We start from the raw sequence: 17708 nt of genomic DNA, 5'->3' as shown, positions 1-17708 counted from the left end.
TCAGTTATCTCTTTGCAATACCCAACCCTAAAAGGGTTGGGTATTTTTATTACAGGAGCCCAATGCCAGCGCGCCTTATGACGTAGGTTATTAATCGCCTCTACTGTCGGCTATTTAGCCGCCTTACTCGCTTTCTTTACGGGTTAATCCCAGCGCAATTTTATAATGCTTGCGGCATACCGAAACATAACTTTCATTGCCACCAATAACAACCTGCTCCCCTTCGTGGACCGCATTACCCTGTGCATCTAACCGCAATACACAGTTAGCTTTACGACCACAATGACAGACTGTTTTTAACTCGATCAGCTTATCAGCCCACGCCAATAAATAGTGGCTACCAGAAAACAAATCGCCACGAAAATCAGTACGCAATCCGTAACACAATACTGGGATATCTAATTGGTCTACGACATCGGAAAGCTCACTCACCTGCTCGCGGGTTAAAAATTGACATTCGTCAATTAATACACAGTCTACAGGTTGGGTACGGTGCTCTTTCTCCAACAATCCAAATAAAGGTGTCTGCGGATTAAACAATAATGCCGGAGAAGAAAGGCCTATCCGTGAACTTACTATCCCCACACCGTGCCGATTATCTATTTCTGCGGTGAACACCAGCGTGCGCATCCCACGTTCCTGGTAGTTATATGACGACTGCAATAGTGCCGTCGATTTCCCTGCATTCATTGCAGAATAATAAAAATAAAGTTGGGCCACTCAGCTACTCCAAAAGGCAGGGTATATACTCATAATACTTCAAGTTGCATGTGCGTTGGCTGCGTTTAAATACTCGGTCCGTCGTGAACTCAGCCCTAAAAAGCCGTGGCAGGCAGCGTTCAAATCGACTTACAGCAGATTTGTTCTGTGCTTGCCACGTTACAATGCTCATCGCTGAGCATTGTCCTAAAGGGTTAACGCTTCGTGTTGTTCAAAACGAATACGTTTTGCCCTGAAACTCGAATTATTTGGCGTATATGATATTCGTATCGTAAGAACTTATTGTAACAACTCGTCTTCCCGCTATGCAATGGGCTATTCCTCGACCACATGTTGTCCAATCAGCAACCACCAGCGTTCGGCTATGATAAAAGATATAAACATCTCTTATAACAATGGCGCGGCGTCAATAAGCCATTTCCCATCGTTTGCAGTAAAAAAATGGCATACCAAATGTATTTTTTTGATAACCAGAAAGTATTTATATTTATGTAACATACGATGTGAGTTCTGTTTTAAAAATGACGTTTTTTAACAAACTTACAAATTTGACTATTGCAGAAAAGAAAATAGCACTCTATTATCACACTACACGCCACCAATAATATTAATTTGAGATTATCACAATGAGCGAAGCACTAAAAATTCTTAACAACATCCGTACTCTGCGTGCCCAGGCAAGAGAATGTACCCTGGATACTTTAGAAGAAATGCTGGAAAAACTGGAAGTCGTGGTTAATGAACGCCGCGAAGAAGATAGCCAGGTTCAGGCTGAAGTTGAAGAACGTGCGCGTAAATTGCAACAATATCGCGATATGCTGATTGCCGATGGTATTGACCCTAACGAATTATTACAGTCTTTAGGTTCAGTGAAAGTTGCAGGTAAAAGCAAACGCGCTGCCCGTCCTGCAAAATATCAATATACTGACGAAAACAACGAAGTTAAAACCTGGACCGGCCAAGGTCGTACACCAGCAGTAATCAAAAAAGCAATCGAAGAGCAAGGCAAATCTTTAGACGATTTCCTGCTGTAATCTTGCATAAACCCTGAATACTAAAACCCCCGATAAGAACGGGGGTTTTTCTTTGATACGTCTTTTAAGAAAAGAAAACAGATAGGTTGCCGCTTTGTTAGCCCTCTGTTTAGTGTAAACAGAGGGCAATAATTACCTTCTGTTATTTTTCTTCTGCGTCAATCGTTTCCTGCAACCATTGTGCGAACTCTTGGCCTAAACCGTCATGGCGCAAGCCATATTCCACGAATGCCTGCATATAGCCGAGTTTATTACCACAGTCATGGCTCACACCTTTCAGGTGATACGCTTCTACCGTTTCTTTTTCCATCAACATCGCAATGGCGTCAGTCAGCTGAATTTCATTACCAGCACCCGGTGGTGTTTTCTCCAACAGCGACCAAATATCAGCAGAAAGCACATAACGGCCAACGACCGCTAAATTAGACGGTGCTTCGGAAGCTTTAGGTTTTTCAACCACGCCAACCATAGGGACGCTATCCCCTGCTTTTAATTCCACGCCTTTGCAATCAACCACGCCATAGCTACTTACATTTTCAACTGGCTCAACCATAATCTGGCTGTGGCCTGTAGTAGAGAAACGTTGCAGCATTTCGCTCAGGTTATCTTTCTTCAGATCGGATTCATATTCATCAATAATCACATCCGGCAAAATAACCGCGACAGGCTCATCCCCAACTAACGGATGTGCGCACAATACCGCATGGCCCAATCCTTTCGCTAATCCCTGACGTACTTGCATAATGGTAACGTGTTTAGGGCAGATGGATTGAATTTCCTCCAATAGCTGACGTTTAACCCGCTTCTCCAATATCGCTTCCAGTTCAAAACTGGTATCGAAATGGTTTTCAATAGAATTCTTAGACGAGTGTGTAACCAAAATAATTTCATTAATCCCTGCGGCGATACACTCATTAACAACATATTGGATCAGCGGTTTATCTACCAACGGCAGCATTTCTTTAGGGATAGCTTTGGTGGCAGGCAGCATACGCGTCCCTAATCCAGCAACCGGTATGACCGCTTTTTTTACTTTTTTATTCACAATAGACATAAACAGCCTCTTATATACCGTTCAAATAATGAACTTTATTTATCTAAGCAAGATAACCAATGGAGTATAACGACTTTGACAAGGACGCGCTTGTCCCAACGTTACCGTTCAATAAAAAATAAGATAACTCCCTACATCGTAGGAAATAAAGAATAATACCGAAAGATAGATATTACCCGAAATCAACATCCGCGTCGTTCTATCAGACTATTCTGTCGTCAACATAAGTCGTAAGCGGCCGCCGCCGCCCCATATCTGACATTGCCATGCTTCACACTGATAATTAAGCTGATTGAGATAGGCTCCTTCAAGTGTTCCCAAAGGAACCCCGCTATTCAATGCGACCTGCTGCTCGTTAACATTTAGCGTGGCGTTTAGCCCGGCAGAGATAAGTATCAGCTGTTTCAGCGGCCGATGATAATACCCCACAAGCAAAGGAAAACGGCCATCCAGACTCGCCTGTCGCAGCAGTTGGTTTACCTGCTTTAATAACGTCGGCAAATACGGTAAACGGTGTTGCTGATCGGCCAAATGTTCCTGAAGTAACCCATTGAACAACGTTCGAAGCAGCAACGCTGCCAGCGTTCCATTATTATTGGCACCTTGAGTGACATCAAGGCAATAGAATGCCAACTCATCCTCAGAAAGCGCGGCGATGTCTAACACGAGCCCCGGTTGTTCCGCCGTCGTCAGTTGCCGGTAGTTAACGCGGCAGCGAGCAAGAGTTTGCTGAACGGGGGGTTGCAATTGAGCAAGCAGTTTATTTATCGCTTCAGGCGATTGATTGAGGGAATCCATATCCTGCATCAGCTGATCCATCTCATTAAGTTGCGAGGTGAACATGTCAGGATAGAGGCAGGACATCACAGCTTCACGCAAACGCGTGTAATCACGAATAGGCTTAAGCAATACATCCTGAACACCAAGACGCAAGACTTTTGCAATATCCGCCATTTGGCTGGTTGCAGAAATGACGAGTATTGGCGTGTCGTTGTCCTTCAAGCGCAAATGTTCAAGGAACTCGATCCCGCCCATCGTCGGCATCTTCAGATCGCAAATCATTAAATCGGGTTGGTAATGTTCAAGGATACTTAGCGCATCTAATCCATTAATCGCTTCCCGAATAGAAGCCCCAAGAGAAGTCAGATAACCAGCGAGCACAGATCGAAAAACGGCCTCGTCATCAATGACTAAAATATGCTTACCCGCCAGTGGTTGTTCCATCAGTACCCCTTACTTCAAACACCGAATAATCACACTTGCTTTAGCGCCAATGCGCCGGATAGATGGCACACCATGTCTTCTTCATTTATTCTCTCAACTACATGCATACATTTTTTGCTATGCCTTTTTTGCTAGCGGTAACAATTCATCACACATCTTTTCTACCGCCTTATAGCCAGCCTCAATCGCCTCCTGCGCCCGATGAAAATCTAACGTAGCGATCTGGGGACAATTGGGTTGTAACAGTACGTCAGGTGGATCGCCCGCCATTCGCATCATTTTCAACCTATTTTCCAGAATCTGGATCGATGTGCTCATTATCTCCATCGCCGTGGGTGAATTTTCTGCTTGCTGACGTCTGCCTCTCAGTAAACGTTCCCGGATTCTACTCCGCCAATCTTGCGGAACATTGTCTATATCAATGTCAACCTCTGATGCCGTTGGCTTAATCGACAGCAGATCCTGATGATTAAGGCTAGCATCATGCTGGAGATCGACAGCAATCACGATATCAGCGCCCATTGCCCGCGCCAGAGAAACGGGTACAGGATTAACCACCGCACCATCCACCAGCCAGTAATCGTTAAATCGAACGGGGGATAACAAGCCAGGCATACTACAAGACGCCCGCATTGCCTGATGCAAATCGCCTTCTGTCAGCCACAGTTCACGACCCGTGCTGAGATTTGTTGTCACCACACCATATTTGATAGCACAGTCTTCAATCTGTGTTGTATGTAACAAATGCTTCACACTATTAAAAACACGATCGCCACGCAACAGACTTCCACGCTGCCAGGAGAGATCCATCAACCGAATCACATCCCAGTAGCCAAATCCCCTCACCCACTGCTCCATCGAGGGCAAATGGTTTGTCGCATACGCCGCACCAACCAACGCACCAATAGAACAACCTGCAACAACATCGACATCTATCCCCAGCTCTGTTAACGCATTAAATACCCCTATATGCGCCCATCCTTTCGCTGCCCCAGATCCCAAGGCTATTCCAATCTTTTTCCGCTGCATGATTGTTCCACCCATCTTCATTTTAGCGCACATTGCTACACGTAGAGTTTCTTAGGTAACATATCGGCATCCTGCATAGGGATCTGTTTATTATCTATCAGTTTTTATCTTAAATTTTCTTCAGGAGACGTTGTGTCAGAATCTTGCCCCTGTTGCAGTGGGTTGCAGTATAACGCATGCTGTCAACCCTATCTCACGCATGCCGCAACAGCGGCCGAGCCCGTTGTGTTAATGCGATCGCGTTACACTGCTTACGTCAAACACGATGTCGACTACCTTATCGCAACCTGGCATCCCGATTGCCAGCCCGATAAATGGCGTGAGTCTCTCACTGCAAGCTGTCAGAATTCACAGTGGCTCGGCCTCACTATACTGGCAACATCTCCTGGAAAAACGCCTGATGAGGGCTATGTGGAATTCGCCGCACGTTATCTATCGGAAACCGACAGTCAGCGAACAGAATTAATGCGAGAGCGCTCACGCTTCCTTCGCCAGCATAATCGCTGGTACTATATAGACGGCGTTCATATGCAGACAGGCAGAAATGAACCTTGCCCGTGTGGTTCCGGCAAAAAATACAAAAAGTGTTGCGGACAATAGAACACCGGCAGTCGTCCACGCGGCGTTATCGCTGCGTTACCATAAGATCGTTATTTTAGTTTTCGGACAGGATCCACACGCTCATGCAATCCCAAAATATACAAAGAAAAGTATTACGAACCATTTGCCCCGACGCAAAAGGGCTCATCGCGAAAATTACGAATATTTGTTATAAGCACGAACTGAACATCGTACAAAACAATGAGTTTGTTGATCATCGCACTGGCCGCTTTTTCATGCGAACCGAGTTGGAAGGGATTTTCAACGACACCACGCTGTTAGCCGATCTGGACAGCGCGCTTCCCGAAGGGTCTTCTCGAGAATTAACCGCAGCAGGCCGCCGCCGCATCGTGGTTTTGGTGACGAAAGAAGCCCACTGCCTAGGCGATCTGTTGATGAAAAGCGCCTATGGCGGCCTGGATGTAGAAATCGCTGCCGTCATCGGCAACCACGATACCTTGCAGACACTGGTTGAACGGTTTGATATTCCCTTCCATTTAGTTAGCCATGAAGGGTTAACGCGCGAAGAACACGATCAACAGATGATCGCGCAGATCGATCAATACAAACCTGATTACGTTGTACTGGCGAAATACATGCGCGTCCTGACACCGGCGTTCGTACAGCACTACCCGAATCAGGTGATTAACATCCACCATTCATTCTTACCCGCCTTTATTGGTGCCCGTCCGTACCATCAAGCTTACGAACGTGGTGTAAAAATCATTGGCGCGACAGCTCACTACGTCAACGATAATCTGGATGAAGGCCCGATCATCATGCAGGACGTCATTCACGTTGACCATACTTACTCGGGTGATGACATGATGCGTGCAGGCCGTGACGTTGAGAAAAACGTCCTCAGTCGCGCTCTATATCGCGTACTGGCGCAACGTGTTTTTGTCTACGGTAACCGCACCATTATTCTGTAATTGGTTGATCGGACATCTTTTTGTATAAGGATGCACCGAACGGAATAAAAAAACGGCAAGCGAATTTATTTTTGATATATACCGCTTTACAGGGGCGCGTCATTTGATATGATGCGCCCCGCTTGAAGCGAAAGCGTCTTGCAGCAAGGCCAGTGGTGGGGTTCCCGAGCGGCCAAAGGGAGCAGACTGTAAATCTGCCGTCACAGACTTCGAAGGTTCGAATCCTTCCCCCACCACCATTTCAAAGCAACACCTCTGAATTACATCCCAACGCAAAAATATCAAATTCCCATCAGGGGAAGGTAAGAACCTTCGACCAAGGTTCGACAAAACCGGCACGGTTTTGAGTCTCTTCCTCAGTATACCTACCTATAACTTCCGCAATTTTGCTTAATCACCTCCTTATCCAAAAACGCCTGACGGATAAAAATAGGCTTCACAATGAATAAGTTATATGCGTTAATAGCATTATCGTCCGGAAAGGGAATTCTAGAGACTCGATACTATGAATGAATATTACAGCCGTAACTTTAGTCGTCTTGAAGCGGAAACTGACAGAGAAATAGCTGAAACACGATCTCTGGATCGTGACGTTTTTTTGCTACAAAACGAACTCGATAGAGTAAAAAACAGCGTAGCAAATAAGTACATAAAATGGAGCCTAGCAAAGGACCGTTTTATTAGCGAAGTGACAGCCTATTCACTCGATATCATCAGTAAAATGAACACGGGTGAACTCTCCCCCCATGAAGCCATCCACTCTTTGGAACAAGAAATCGCTGCGCTCAAAAGGCAAGATCAAATGCTTGCCATGGAGCAAATGAAACAAGTCATTATTGCCAAACCTGTCGTTACTGAAGAAGATCGTAATACACGAGCAAGAGAAAAAACCCAACGAATTAATCTGGCAATTGCCAGTTTGGGATTCGTCGGCGGTGGGCTTCAATTGGTGGCAGGCGCAGGTATTGCGGGAACAGGGGCTGGCATCATTCCTGGCACCTTGATGATGGCGCACGGGTTCAATAATGTCATCGAAAACGGTTACTACCTTCTCTACCGAGAATCCTATACTGGCCCGGTTCGGTTTGTTTACAGGCAGATTGGTTCTCAACTCGGTTTACCGAATAACAACAGTGATATTATTTATACTTTTGTTGATATTGGTTTATCCATCAATGGGTTACTTGGATATCGTTTGGCAGAAGACGCTCAAAGACTGTATCGATTTATCAATGCAGATTTGCTCTGGGGAATGAAGAATATGGGGATGAAGTTAATGAGCAAAAATGACATTTTTTTAGAAGTCACTTTTGATATCAACACGTTGGCAGGACAGTATCAGTCATACTAGGTCCCCTTTCCTTATATCCTTTACTAAAAAAACCGCAGAGAGTTATTATGACTTTTTTTTACATTTCTTTATCTCTGCTTATGCTCACTCCAACTTACTTTATTATAAAAAAACTTACCTCATCAGAGAATGTTTATCATAAATTTGGCGGAATTATTGCTTCTTGTGCATTTATGTCTTTTCATTTCTACACTTATCATTCCGAAAGAATTCCTTTTTTTGACATGTCTATTGTAGGTAATAATATGGTTCACTACAGTTCTATTATATTTGGATTTACCAGCGGATTTGTAGGCTGGGCAGCTCATCACGAAGATTAGAAGCCATGAAAGACATCTAATAGATCTACGCATAATTACGGGACAACCATATTATGGTGAGCGTCTTATATCTTCTTTTTTCAACAATTTCCCTTGTTCCTCTTTACTCATTTGTGAAAAAACTGACAGCCTCAGAATTTATCTACAATAGGTTTTCTGCAATTCTATTGGCTACCATTTTTATGTGCTTTCATCTTTATATTTTTCACGCAGAAGAAATACCAATATTACGTATTTCCATAAAAGACAATGAATTTATCTACAACAGCTCGTTTATATTTTCCTTACTGTGTGCGACTATCTGTGCGATAGCACATAACCGAAGCTAAAAACATTGAAAGGTTACTTAAAATGGCATTCATTTATATATTAATATCAACAATCGTTCTTATTCCTGCCTATTTTTCTATAAAAAAACTTACCGAGCATGATGACGTTTACTATAAATTTCTTGGCATTTTTATCTCTTGCACATTAATGTTTTTCCATTTTTACACCTATCACGATGGGAAAATACCATTTATTGGCACATCTATTGAAAACAATGACCTTGCCCATTACAGCTCTTTCATATTTGGTTTAATCAGTGGGTTTGTAGGATGGGCGGCATATCATGAAGACTAAAATAATCATAAAAAACATAAAGATAGAATAACGCACAGTCTTTATTACTGAATCACTATGCGTTTTTAAACTTACTGACAGTCTCTCGAAATTTTTATTAGCAAAAACTTAATAAGAAGAGTCCTGCCAGAAGAGACACGAACTGGTGCGTGCTGCAATATGTTCCCATTCTATTGTTGCATACTTTAAAGAAACGCTTTCCTGTGGCTGCATTCCATTATGCGTCATAGAATTGGGGAAGAAGAAACGAAGATCGGTAATAATCGCACTTTTTAGCCGTAGTAAAAAATAGTATTCATTCCCCCCTGTTTGGGCCGTTCGATAAAACTTAAATTCACAATCTAGCTTTTCATTATCATCTAGTGCTTGCGCAAATAACGGGGTCGCTTTATCTACTGGTTTACGAATTTCAACAGGCTGAAAAAGCACATTTTCAGCTCGTGATATGTGGCTGGTAAGTTCATAGATGAAAATTTCATCTTCGTGTGCAGCCTGATATTTATTTCCTATTGAGGCAACCGTTGAACATCCTGATGATATTAATCCTTGTTTACTACCGGTTACGCTCATATAGATCAAACTAGCCATAGAAATCTCCTCCTGGAAATAATAATCCAATAATGAAACACTGATTTATGATGAAAACATCGTCAGAAAAAGTAGTCTACGCTGTTAATCTTATCCCTGCAATTTATAAGATTAACAACGAACACTCATCATCAGCGCGACATCCCATGGCCTAGTAGCAAAAATATAGTCTTATGCCTTGCCTTTCCAGCGCCCTGGTACATAAGAGAACACAGGGAGTTGCCATGACCAACGAATTGCCGCCAGACGCACAGCCAGACCAATAGTAAATGACGCCAGCAGATTAATATCATGGTTAACGTTAAACGATTTTAGCCCCAGATATAACAGCGCAACTAACAGCGAAACGCTGGCGTACAGCTCCTTCTTCAACACCATTGGCGTACGGTTACAGAAAATATCACGCAATATTCCACCGAAAATACCGGTCACGATACCCGCCATGACCACCACCGTCATCGAATAATTCAGCTTCAGCGCAACATTGCAGCCAATAATGGTAAAGGCAATGAGCCCCATCGCATCCAGTACCAGAAAGAGGCGATGCAAATGGTGCATGAAGCGCGCAATGATAATTGTGAAAAGACCCGCACCAATGGTGAGATAAATATAGCCGGGATGCTGCGTCCAGCCGATGGGATAATTACCGAGGAGAATATCGCGAACGGTGCCACCGCCGAGCGCGGTAATAAAGGCAATCATGCCTACGCCAAAAATATCCATATTGCGACGTCCGGCGGCCAGCGCCCCGGACATCCCTTCTGCCGTAATCGCGATCAGATAGATGTAAGTCAGCACACAAGTTATCCTGTGAAATGTGCCACTCCCTCTGTCCGCTTTACCTGAGAGTTTACGCAGCAGAGCTGCTTGCCCCTTCGGTGGGTTGCATCGCAACCTCTCTCCAGTTGGCTTCAATGGAATTCGCAGTTAGGGTGGCCTGAGCGATTATGGGAGTTTGCGCCTTCGGCGGAGCGTCATATATACCCTAAATAATGACGGGTACACGCCCTCTCTCCTGCGAGGTGCGGAGTATAACGGTCGATAAGCCTCGTGTTCAACTGAATATAAGTGAATCTTATTTTCAGCGGTTTTCATCTGCCACAACCGTTCCGACTTGCCAGTCCGAAAGCACAGCCTAGCCGTGACGCCATACTCCATTTTCTGCTACCATCTGGTCACATTTTTTAGCGAATGGCAGCGAACATGAAAGTTGTATCTTTTAATATCAATGGCCTGCGGGCGCGCCCTCATCAGTTGGCCGCCATTATCGAACAACACCAGCCAGATGTGATCGGGTTGCAGGAAACCAAAGTCCACGATGACATGTTTCCGTTAGAGGATGTCAGCCAGTACGGTTACCACGTTTATTATCACGGACAGAAGGGCCACTACGGCGTTGCTCTATTGTGTAAGGCGCAGCCTATTGCTGTTCGTCGCGGTTTCCCAACGGATGAAGACGATGCGCAACGCCGGATCATCATGGCGGACTTCGCCACCGAGCACGGTACGCTTACGGTAGTAAACGGATATTTCCCGCAGGGAGAAAGCCGCGACCACCCAGTGAAATTCCCCGCTAAGACGCGCTTCTATCAGGATCTGCAAACCTATCTGGAGCAGCATCACCGCGCGACACAACCGTTGATTGTGATGGGGGATGTCAATATCAGCCCAACCGATCTGGATATCGGGATCGGCGAAGAAAACCGCAAGCGCTGGTTACGCACCGGAAAATGCTCCTTCTTACCGGAAGAGCGTGAATGGATGGCGCGTTTGCAAGGGTGGGGACTCATCGATACCTTCCGTGCTGCCAATCCAGAGAGCAATGACCGTTTCTCGTGGTTTGACTATCGCTCTTCTGGGTTTGATGACAACCGTGGCCTGCGTATCGACCTGATTCTCGCCAGCACCTTTCTGGCCGAACGCTGTGTCGCTACTGGTATTGATTACGATATTCGTGGAATGGAAAAACCTTCCGACCATGCGCCGATCTGGGCGGAATTTACACTTTAAAACCCCTGTGCAGTAAAAATAAATCACCGCGGTGCGGAAAAGCCACCGCGGTGATTACGATCGATTGCCGTGTTGAGCATTGAAACTCGTATTTTCTCACTTCACGTTTATTGCTTCACCAGTTGCCATATCAGGTTGTTTGTTCCCAGCGTTTGCTTGTCCCGCACACATTGCAGAATCACCCCTTCAACCTTTACCACGGCACCTTCGGAATAATTACGGTTTTCATACACACAGCAGCGCAGGCAGTTATTGTTCTGCTCGCGTACCGTCGTCGTTCCAGCGCCCCACACTTCCGGTGGAACGGGAACGACAATATCCGTTCCGCCACGATTAGCCTGCACCAGCGTAGGCAGCACCAGCATCACACTGGCGAAACACAAAGACACTAATGATTTCATTGCTTCTGCTCCTTCGCTTTTTTAGCCTGAGGTTTGCGCCGTTTTGAGGCCCCCGACGGCGGCGCAGAAAGCCCTTTGAACGCTCTTACTGCGCCGTTTTGTTTCGCTTGCTGGATCAACGCCTGCAAGGAGTTCGTCAGCGGTTGCATAAAATCCTGATAGCGGCATTTCTTCTCGCTAATCTGCGTCAACGTGGCTTCCCAATGTGCAGTCATATCGGGGTGCGCCGCACTATCAGGCAGTGAGTGAATTAATGCTCGCCCTGCTTCACTCGCGTGAATATACCGAGATTTCTTAAACAGAAATGTCCGCTTAAACAATAATTCGATAATCCCCGCACGCGTCGCCTCTGTGCCTAAACCATCGGTCGCCCGCAGGATTTTCTTCAGTTCCTTATCCTGCACAAAGCGTGCGATGCCCGTCATCGCTGATAACAGCGTCGCATCGGTAAAAGGCCGCGGCGGTTGAGTTTGACGCTCAACGACCTCACCGCGTTCACACAGCAATTCATCGCCCTTTGCCACCACGGGCAACGGCATACCTTCGTTTTCTTCGTCCCGCTCTCTGCCACCTAACAAGGTACGCCAACCCGCCTCAGCGAGAAACCTCGCTTTGGCAATAAATTTACCGCCCGCAATATCCAATTCAATGACACATTTGCGAAACACCGCGTCCGGGCAGAACTGCATAATGTACTGCCGCGCAACTAAACCATATACCTTGCGTTCATTCTCCGTCAGCGAGGCACTTGCACTGCGCGCGGTGGGAATAATCGCATGGTGAGCATCAACCTTTCCATCGTCCCAGCAGCGGTTACGCCGATCGACATCCATTACTGGCTGCGGCAACAGATCGGGCTGATGCACGGCGATCGCATTGAAGACGGCATGACGCCCGGCAAAATGCTCTTCGGGCAGATAACGACAGTCAGAACGCGGGTACGTGATCAACTTATGGGTTTCATACAGCTTCTGACAGACGTCCAGCACCTGCTGCGCACTTAGTCCAAAACGCTTCGCCGCTTCAATCTGGAGCGTTGAGAGCGAATAAGGCAGCGGCGCGGTTTCTGACTCTCGTTTGTCATTATAGCTGGTGACGAATGCGGGCTGGCCTTCGATACGTTTGACGACATGATCCGCCAAAGATCGATGCAGCAATCGCCCTTCTTCATCCTGATAAGGCTCGCAAGATTCACTGGGCTGCCAAATAGCGACAAAACGCTCATCGGCTGGCGTCACGATATGGGCTTTAACTTCAAAATAGTCTTTGGAAACGAAGTTTTCTATCTCTTCATCTCGCCGCACCACCAGTCCCAGCACGGGCGTTTGCACACGACCAACCGACAGCACGCCGTCATAACCCGCATTGCGCCCTAAAATCGTATAGGCGCGGGTCATGTTAATGCCGTAGAGCCAATCAGCACGGGAGCGAGCCAAGGCCGAGACACATAAAGGAATGAACTCTCTGTTCTCACGCAGACGAGAAACCGCACGTTCTACCGCCTGTGGGTTGAGATCGTTAACCAGACAACGACGTACCTGCTGGCGTTTCTCTTCTGCCAGAGAAAGATATTCCAGTACTTCATCAACCAGCAGTTGTCCTTCACGATCGGGGTCTCCCGCGTGAATGACTTCGCTGGCATCATTCAACAACTTTTTTATGGTATTGAGCTGTTTGCTAACCGAGGGGCGCGGTTGTAACAACCATTTTTGGGGAATGATAGGTAAGTCGGCAAGAGACCAGCGAGCATAGCGCGCATCATAAACATCCGGCTGCGCCTGCTCCAGCAGGTGTCCTACGCACCACGTCACAACATCATTCTGACCACAGGCAATAAAGCCATCACCGCGTCGATGCGGTTTGGGTAACACGTCTGCAATCGCCCGTGCAAGACTGGGCTTTTCGGCAATAAAAAGTCGCATTATTCACCATCAAGCAGACTGGGCATTTCCCGCGTAACCCGCGGGAAAGCACGCTGTAAAACGGGTAGGAAATCGATACTATTCAAAAGATGACGATCAGAAGTAGTGAACAAACGCGTCAGTATCCAGCGGCGTAACCGTAGTAGAGGCTTTGAGCTGTGGTGTACCCAGATAGAGGAAGCCCACAATTTCATCCTGCTCGCGGCAGTGGAATGCTTCACGTACCAAAGCATTGTGCGTCCAGGCGCCGCTACGCCAGATACCATTAAAGCCCTGCGCCAAGGCAGCCATCTGCATCGCTTGAACCGCACAGCCTGCGGAAACAATTTGCTCCCAGAGCGGCACTTTCGGGTTCTCTTCACAATGAGCAACAACGGTAATAATCAGTGGCGCGCGATAAGGCGCCTGACGAGCTTTATCGATGCCAGCCTCATCCAGGCCTTCCTGCTGCGCCGCACGGGTCAGTACCGTACTAAAACGATCCAAACCGTCATTTTCGATCATAAAAAAACGCCATGGCTGCATCGCACCATGATCCGGCGCACGCATACCTGCGTGGATAATGTTATTCAATGCATCACCCGTCGGTGCTGGCGCGGTCAGGCGCGAGGCCGAACGACGATTCAATAGCAACTCAAGAGCATCCATCGCATATCTCCTGTCTGGCAATATAATTTCTGCGGTACAACCGATTTATCTACAAGAAACGGTTGTAGAGCAACGTTGCGCGCCACGTTAGCACAAGTAGAAGTTTTGTTACAAGATAGCCCCAACAGCGCGCCCCACAGCGGTGATTTAATGCTGACTTTTTACTGTTCGCTCATTAGGATACTATCACTCCTTGTGCTTCACCACTTGCCAGAAGGCAAGTTGAAGGACGTAGGGCACACGCTGTTTACCCGTTCATGGAGATATCATGCGCACATTGTGGCGAATTTTTAGCGGATTTTTTAAGTGGACATGGCGTCTGCTTAATTTCATCAGAGAATTTATTCTCAATATTTTCCTTATTGCACTGATTTTAGTTGGCGTTGGGATCTACTCGCAGGTAAAAACAACGCCAGAAGAGGCCACAAAAGGGGCATTGCTGGTCGATCTAACCGGTGTGGTGGTTGATCAACCCTCCGTCAATAACAAACTGCGTCAATTAGGGCGCGAGTTCTTCGGCGCATCCAATAATCGTCGCCAGGAAAACTCACTGTTTGATATCGTCGACAGCATTCGTCAGGCAAAAAGTGACGACAACATCACGGGGATCGTGCTGGATCTCAGCGACTTTACCGGTGCCGATCAACCCTCTATGCAGTATATCGGTAAGGCGCTGCGCGAATTTCGCGATAGCGGTAAACCGATTTATGCCGTCGGCGATAGCTACAACCAGTCTCAATATTATTTGGCCAGTTTTGCCAATACGGTGTCATTGACGCCACAAGGCAGTGTAGATCTGCATGGTTTTGCAACCAACAATCTCTACTTCAAATCCATGCTCGACAAGCTGAAAGTGACCACCAATATCTTCCGTGTGGGAACCTATAAATCAGCCGTTGAGCCGTATCTGCGTGACGATATGTCCCCTGCTGCGCGCGATGCCGATAGCCGCTGGATTAACGCCCTGTGGCAGCAGTATTTAAACACCGTTTCCGCTAACCGCCAGATTACGCCTCAGCAACTTTTCCCAGGTGCAACCAGCATTCTGGCGGGCTTGCAGGCCGTTCAGGGCGATACCGCCCGCTATGCGCTGGATAACAAGCTGGTTGATGAAGTCGCCTCGCGTTCTGTGATCGAGCAGTCGCTGGTTAAAGCGTTCGGTTGGAATAGCCAGAAGAACCACTTTAATTTCATCAGTATCTACGACTATGTCGTCAAACCACCGGTGCAAAACAATAACCAGATCGCGGTTGTCTTTGCTAATGGTGCCATCATTGATGGGCCGGAAACGCCGGGGATGGTCGGTGGTGATACCACAGCAGCACAAATTCGTGCCGCACGCCTCGATCCTAAAGTTAAAGCGCTGGTACTGCGCGTCAATAGCCCCGGGGGTAGCGTCACTGCGTCAGAGCTAATTCGATCAGAATTGATGGCACTCCGTCTGGCAGGTAAACCGATCGTGGTCTCTATGGGGGGAATGGCGGCATCCGGCGGTTATTGGATCTCAACGCCCGCGAACGCGATCATCTCCAGTGCCAGTACACTGACCGGTTCTATCGGTATTTTTGGCGTGATTACCACGTTCGAAGATTCGCTGGAAAGTCTTGGCGTCCATACGGACGGCGTTGCCACCTCTCCGCTGGCCGATCTGTCGATCACGAAGTCATTGCCGCCTGAGTTCTCACAGATGATGCAGTTGAGTATCGAACGCGGTTATAAGAATTTCATCGATATCGTGGCGCAGGCACGTAAGAAAACGCCGGAGCAAATCGATCAGATCGCGCAAGGTCACGTCTGGGTCGGTAGCGACGCAAAAGAGAATGGTCTGGTCGATCAGATCGGTGATTTTGATGACGCCGTGAAGAAGGCCGCAGAGTTGGCTAAACTGGGACAATATCAATTGAACTGGTATGCCGAACAGCCGAGCCTGCTCGATACCATGTTGAATCAGGTGAACGCTTCCGTTTACGCCCTGCTGCCGGTTGCTGTCCAGTCCATGTTGCCAGCACCGGTGGCGCAGCTGGCGGAAGCCATGCGTTCACAGCCGTCCATCATGAATAACCTGAACGACCCGCAGAACCGATACGCATTTTGTCTCACCTGCGGAGAAGTCCGGTAGCGTTTAGACAAATCTCAAGTCTAGCCCGGTAATAGTCATTGCTTATGATAGTATTACCGGGCTGCTTTTCCCTCTATACTCTTGTTTTGATCCTGACTCACACCACCATGCGAAAGAAATCCATTTATGTCGCTTATACGGGCGGCACCATCGGTATGCAGCGTTCCGCGAATGGCTATGTCCCAGTATCGGGCCATTTACAGCAGCAACTGGCAAACATGCCTGAATTCCACCGCGAAGAAATGCCGTCGTTCACGATTCATGAATATGACCCGCTGATCGATTCGTCTGACATGACGCCAGCGGATTGGCAATCCATCGCGGACGATATTCAAGCCCACTACGATGATTACGACGGTTTCGTCATTTTGCATGGCACAGACACGATGGCGTTCACCGCCTCTGCGCTCTCATTTATGCTGGAGAATCTTGCCAAACCGGTTATCGTGACAGGGTCACAAATACCACTTGCGGAATTGCGCTCGGACGGCCAGACGAACCTATTGAACGCGCTATACGTAGCGGCTAATCATCCCATTAATGAAGTCGCCCTCTTCTTCAATAACAAGCTCTTGCGCGGTAATCGCACGACCAAAGCCCATGCGGATGGTTTTGATGCCTTTGCATCCCCTAATTATCCACCGCTGCTGGAAGCCGGTATCCATATTCGTCGGCTGGCACCCACCGTGGAATGCAGCCACTGTCCACCGCTGAAAGTCCACCACATTACGCCGCAGCCTATTGGGGTGATTACGATTTATCCCGGCATTTCTGCCGATGTCATCAGCAATTTCCTCCGGCAGCCGGTGAAAGCACTTATCTTACGCTCCTATGGCGTCGGCAACGCGCCGCAAAGCCCTGGACTACTGCGCGAATTACGTGAAGCTTCGGCCCGCGGCATTGTGGTCGTTAACCTGACTCAGTGTATTTCCGGGCGTGTGAATATGGGCGGCTATGCAACAGGCAACGCGCTGGCGCAGGCGGGTGTCATTAGTGGCTTTGACATGACCGTTGAAGCAGCATTAACCAAACTGCATTACTTATTGAGCCAGCAAGACTTAAGCGCCGATGATATTCGCCGTTTAATGCAGCAGAACCTGCATGGGGAATTGAGCGATAAAGATTGAGCAAT

17 protein-coding genes, 1 tRNA gene and 1 riboswitch are annotated in these 17708 nt (G+C 47.3%); of the genes, 9 read left to right on the top strand and 9 right to left on the bottom strand.

The genetic code is table 11. The features are described from left to right. Window positions 1–123 precede the first annotated feature (123 nt). A complete protein-coding gene (locus tag EDI29_RS03045) occupies window positions 124–720 on the bottom strand; it encodes a thymidine kinase (RefSeq protein ID WP_137739666.1) in 597 nt (198 codons plus the stop codon). Window positions 721–1346: 626 nt separating this feature from the next. Between EDI29_RS03045 and hns the strand changes: the two genes are divergently transcribed. After that, window positions 1347–1754, top strand: a complete 408-nt coding sequence (hns, locus tag EDI29_RS03040) for a histone-like nucleoid-structuring protein H-NS (protein WP_107171071.1) — start codon at window positions 1347–1349, stop codon at window positions 1752–1754. Between the two features lie 142 nt (window positions 1755–1896). Here hns and galU read toward each other — a convergent pair whose 3' ends face one another. The 3 genes from galU to rssA form a co-directional block, all read right to left on the bottom strand. After that, window positions 1897–2808, bottom strand: coding sequence for a UTP--glucose-1-phosphate uridylyltransferase GalU (gene galU / locus EDI29_RS03035; RefSeq protein ID WP_107171072.1), 912 nt, complete (start codon window positions 2806–2808; stop codon window positions 1897–1899). Window positions 2809–3015: 207 nt separating this feature from the next. Continuing rightward, window positions 3016–4032: a two-component system response regulator RssB gene (gene rssB / locus EDI29_RS03030; RefSeq protein WP_107171073.1), complete on the bottom strand. Its 1017-nt coding sequence runs from the start codon at window positions 4030–4032 to the stop codon at window positions 3016–3018. Between the two features lie 117 nt (window positions 4033–4149). Beyond that, window positions 4150–5061, bottom strand: coding sequence for a patatin-like phospholipase RssA (gene rssA, locus EDI29_RS03025; RefSeq protein WP_137739665.1), 912 nt, complete (start codon window positions 5059–5061; stop codon window positions 4150–4152). Between the two features lie 132 nt (window positions 5062–5193). On the opposite strand from rssA, the gene EDI29_RS03020 reads away from it, so the two are divergent. From EDI29_RS03020 to EDI29_RS02995, 5 genes are all read left to right on the top strand, one after another. Next, a complete protein-coding gene (locus EDI29_RS03020; protein ID WP_137739664.1) occupies window positions 5194–5661 on the top strand; it encodes a YchJ family protein in 468 nt (155 codons plus the stop codon). Between the two features lie 83 nt (window positions 5662–5744). Next, window positions 5745–6593, top strand: a complete 849-nt coding sequence (gene purU / locus EDI29_RS03015; RefSeq protein ID WP_005968735.1) for a formyltetrahydrofolate deformylase — start codon at window positions 5745–5747, stop codon at window positions 6591–6593. Window positions 6594–6747: 154 nt separating this feature from the next. After that, a tRNA-Tyr gene (locus EDI29_RS03010) sits at window positions 6748–6832 on the top strand. 266 nt (window positions 6833–7098) lie between these two features. Then, on the top strand, window positions 7099–7944 hold the full coding sequence (locus EDI29_RS03005) for a DUF4225 domain-containing protein (RefSeq protein ID WP_137739663.1): 846 nt from the start codon (window positions 7099–7101) through the stop codon (window positions 7942–7944). A gap of 671 nt (window positions 7945–8615) precedes the next feature. Next, window positions 8616–8888 (top strand): hypothetical protein, encoded by a 273-nt coding sequence (locus EDI29_RS02995; RefSeq protein ID WP_137739661.1) that lies wholly within the window; start codon window positions 8616–8618, stop codon window positions 8886–8888. 108 nt (window positions 8889–8996) lie between these two features. On the opposite strand, the gene EDI29_RS02990 is transcribed toward EDI29_RS02995, so the two are convergent. Both EDI29_RS02990 and EDI29_RS02985 read right to left on the bottom strand, forming a co-directional pair. After that, entirely contained in the window at window positions 8997–9476 is a 480-nt protein-coding gene (locus EDI29_RS02990; RefSeq protein WP_137739660.1) for an Hcp family type VI secretion system effector, read from the bottom strand. Between the two features lie 171 nt (window positions 9477–9647). Next, window positions 9648–10274, bottom strand: a complete 627-nt coding sequence (locus tag EDI29_RS02985) for a trimeric intracellular cation channel family protein (protein WP_137739659.1) — start codon at window positions 10272–10274, stop codon at window positions 9648–9650. Window positions 10275–10295: 21 nt separating this feature from the next. Then, a riboswitch (glycine riboswitch) is annotated at window positions 10296–10391 on the bottom strand. A 288-nt stretch (window positions 10392–10679) separates the two neighbouring features. Here EDI29_RS02985 and xthA point away from each other — a divergent pair. Continuing rightward, the gene (gene xthA, locus EDI29_RS02980; RefSeq protein ID WP_137739658.1) at window positions 10680–11486 is read left to right on the top strand and encodes an exodeoxyribonuclease III; all 807 of its coding nucleotides are present in this window, start codon (window positions 10680–10682) and stop codon (window positions 11484–11486) included. Between the two features lie 107 nt (window positions 11487–11593). Here the strand turns inward: xthA and EDI29_RS02975 are convergent, their stop codons facing one another. The 3 genes from EDI29_RS02975 to EDI29_RS02965 all read right to left on the bottom strand — a co-directional run bounded on the left by EDI29_RS02975 (window position 11594) and on the right by EDI29_RS02965 (window position 14457). Next, window positions 11594–11887 (bottom strand): YnjH family protein, encoded by a 294-nt coding sequence (locus EDI29_RS02975; RefSeq protein WP_137739657.1) that lies wholly within the window; start codon window positions 11885–11887, stop codon window positions 11594–11596. Continuing rightward, complete coding sequence (locus tag EDI29_RS02970; protein WP_137739656.1) at window positions 11884–13809, bottom strand: DNA topoisomerase III; 1926 nt, start codon at window positions 13807–13809, stop codon at window positions 11884–11886. Before EDI29_RS02970 ends, EDI29_RS02975 begins: the two co-directional genes overlap by 4 nt. Before the next feature lie 96 nt (window positions 13810–13905). Next, complete coding sequence (locus EDI29_RS02965; RefSeq protein WP_107171100.1) at window positions 13906–14457, bottom strand: NAD(P)H nitroreductase; 552 nt, start codon at window positions 14455–14457, stop codon at window positions 13906–13908. A 268-nt stretch (window positions 14458–14725) separates the two neighbouring features. On the opposite strand from EDI29_RS02965, the gene sppA reads away from it, so the two are divergent. Both sppA and ansA read left to right on the top strand, forming a co-directional pair. Then, a complete protein-coding gene (sppA, locus tag EDI29_RS02960) occupies window positions 14726–16576 on the top strand; it encodes a signal peptide peptidase SppA (RefSeq protein ID WP_137739655.1) in 1851 nt (616 codons plus the stop codon). A gap of 107 nt (window positions 16577–16683) precedes the next feature. Then, on the top strand, window positions 16684–17703 hold the full coding sequence (gene ansA, locus EDI29_RS02955; protein ID WP_137739654.1) for an asparaginase: 1020 nt from the start codon (window positions 16684–16686) through the stop codon (window positions 17701–17703). Window positions 17704–17708 lie beyond the last annotated feature (5 nt).

It is taken from the genome of Pectobacterium polonicum (genome assembly GCF_005497185.1).
GTDB classification, from domain to species: domain Bacteria; phylum Pseudomonadota; class Gammaproteobacteria; order Enterobacterales; family Enterobacteriaceae; genus Pectobacterium; species Pectobacterium polonicum.
The sequence above is the reverse complement of the archived record's forward strand: the minus strand, read 5'-3'. Positions and strand labels throughout refer to the sequence as shown.

Coding starts and splice junctions, on each gene's coding strand:
- hns (WP_107171071.1), top strand. CDS start 1,347: ATGAGCGAAGCACTAAAAATTCTTAACAACATCCGTACTCTGCGTGCC.
- galU (WP_107171072.1), bottom strand. CDS start 2,808: ATGTCTATTGTGAATAAAAAAGTAAAAAAAGCGGTCATACCGGTTGCT.
- rssB (WP_107171073.1), bottom strand. CDS start 4,032: ATGGAACAACCACTGGCGGGTAAGCATATTTTAGTCATTGATGACGAG.
- rssA (WP_137739665.1), bottom strand. CDS start 5,061: ATGCAGCGGAAAAAGATTGGAATAGCCTTGGGATCTGGGGCAGCGAAA.
- purU (WP_005968735.1), top strand. CDS start 5,745: ATGCAATCCCAAAATATACAAAGAAAAGTATTACGAACCATTTGCCCC.
- EDI29_RS03005 (WP_137739663.1), top strand. CDS start 7,099: ATGAATGAATATTACAGCCGTAACTTTAGTCGTCTTGAAGCGGAAACT.
- EDI29_RS02995 (WP_137739661.1), top strand. CDS start 8,616: ATGGCATTCATTTATATATTAATATCAACAATCGTTCTTATTCCTGCC.
- EDI29_RS02990 (WP_137739660.1), bottom strand. CDS start 9,476: ATGGCTAGTTTGATCTATATGAGCGTAACCGGTAGTAAACAAGGATTA.
- xthA (WP_137739658.1), top strand. CDS start 10,680: ATGAAAGTTGTATCTTTTAATATCAATGGCCTGCGGGCGCGCCCTCAT.
- EDI29_RS02975 (WP_137739657.1), bottom strand. CDS start 11,887: ATGAAATCATTAGTGTCTTTGTGTTTCGCCAGTGTGATGCTGGTGCTG.
- EDI29_RS02970 (WP_137739656.1), bottom strand. CDS start 13,809: ATGCGACTTTTTATTGCCGAAAAGCCCAGTCTTGCACGGGCGATTGCA.
- EDI29_RS02965 (WP_107171100.1), bottom strand. CDS start 14,457: ATGGATGCTCTTGAGTTGCTATTGAATCGTCGTTCGGCCTCGCGCCTG.
- sppA (WP_137739655.1), top strand. CDS start 14,726: ATGCGCACATTGTGGCGAATTTTTAGCGGATTTTTTAAGTGGACATGG.
- ansA (WP_137739654.1), top strand. CDS start 16,684: ATGCGAAAGAAATCCATTTATGTCGCTTATACGGGCGGCACCATCGGT.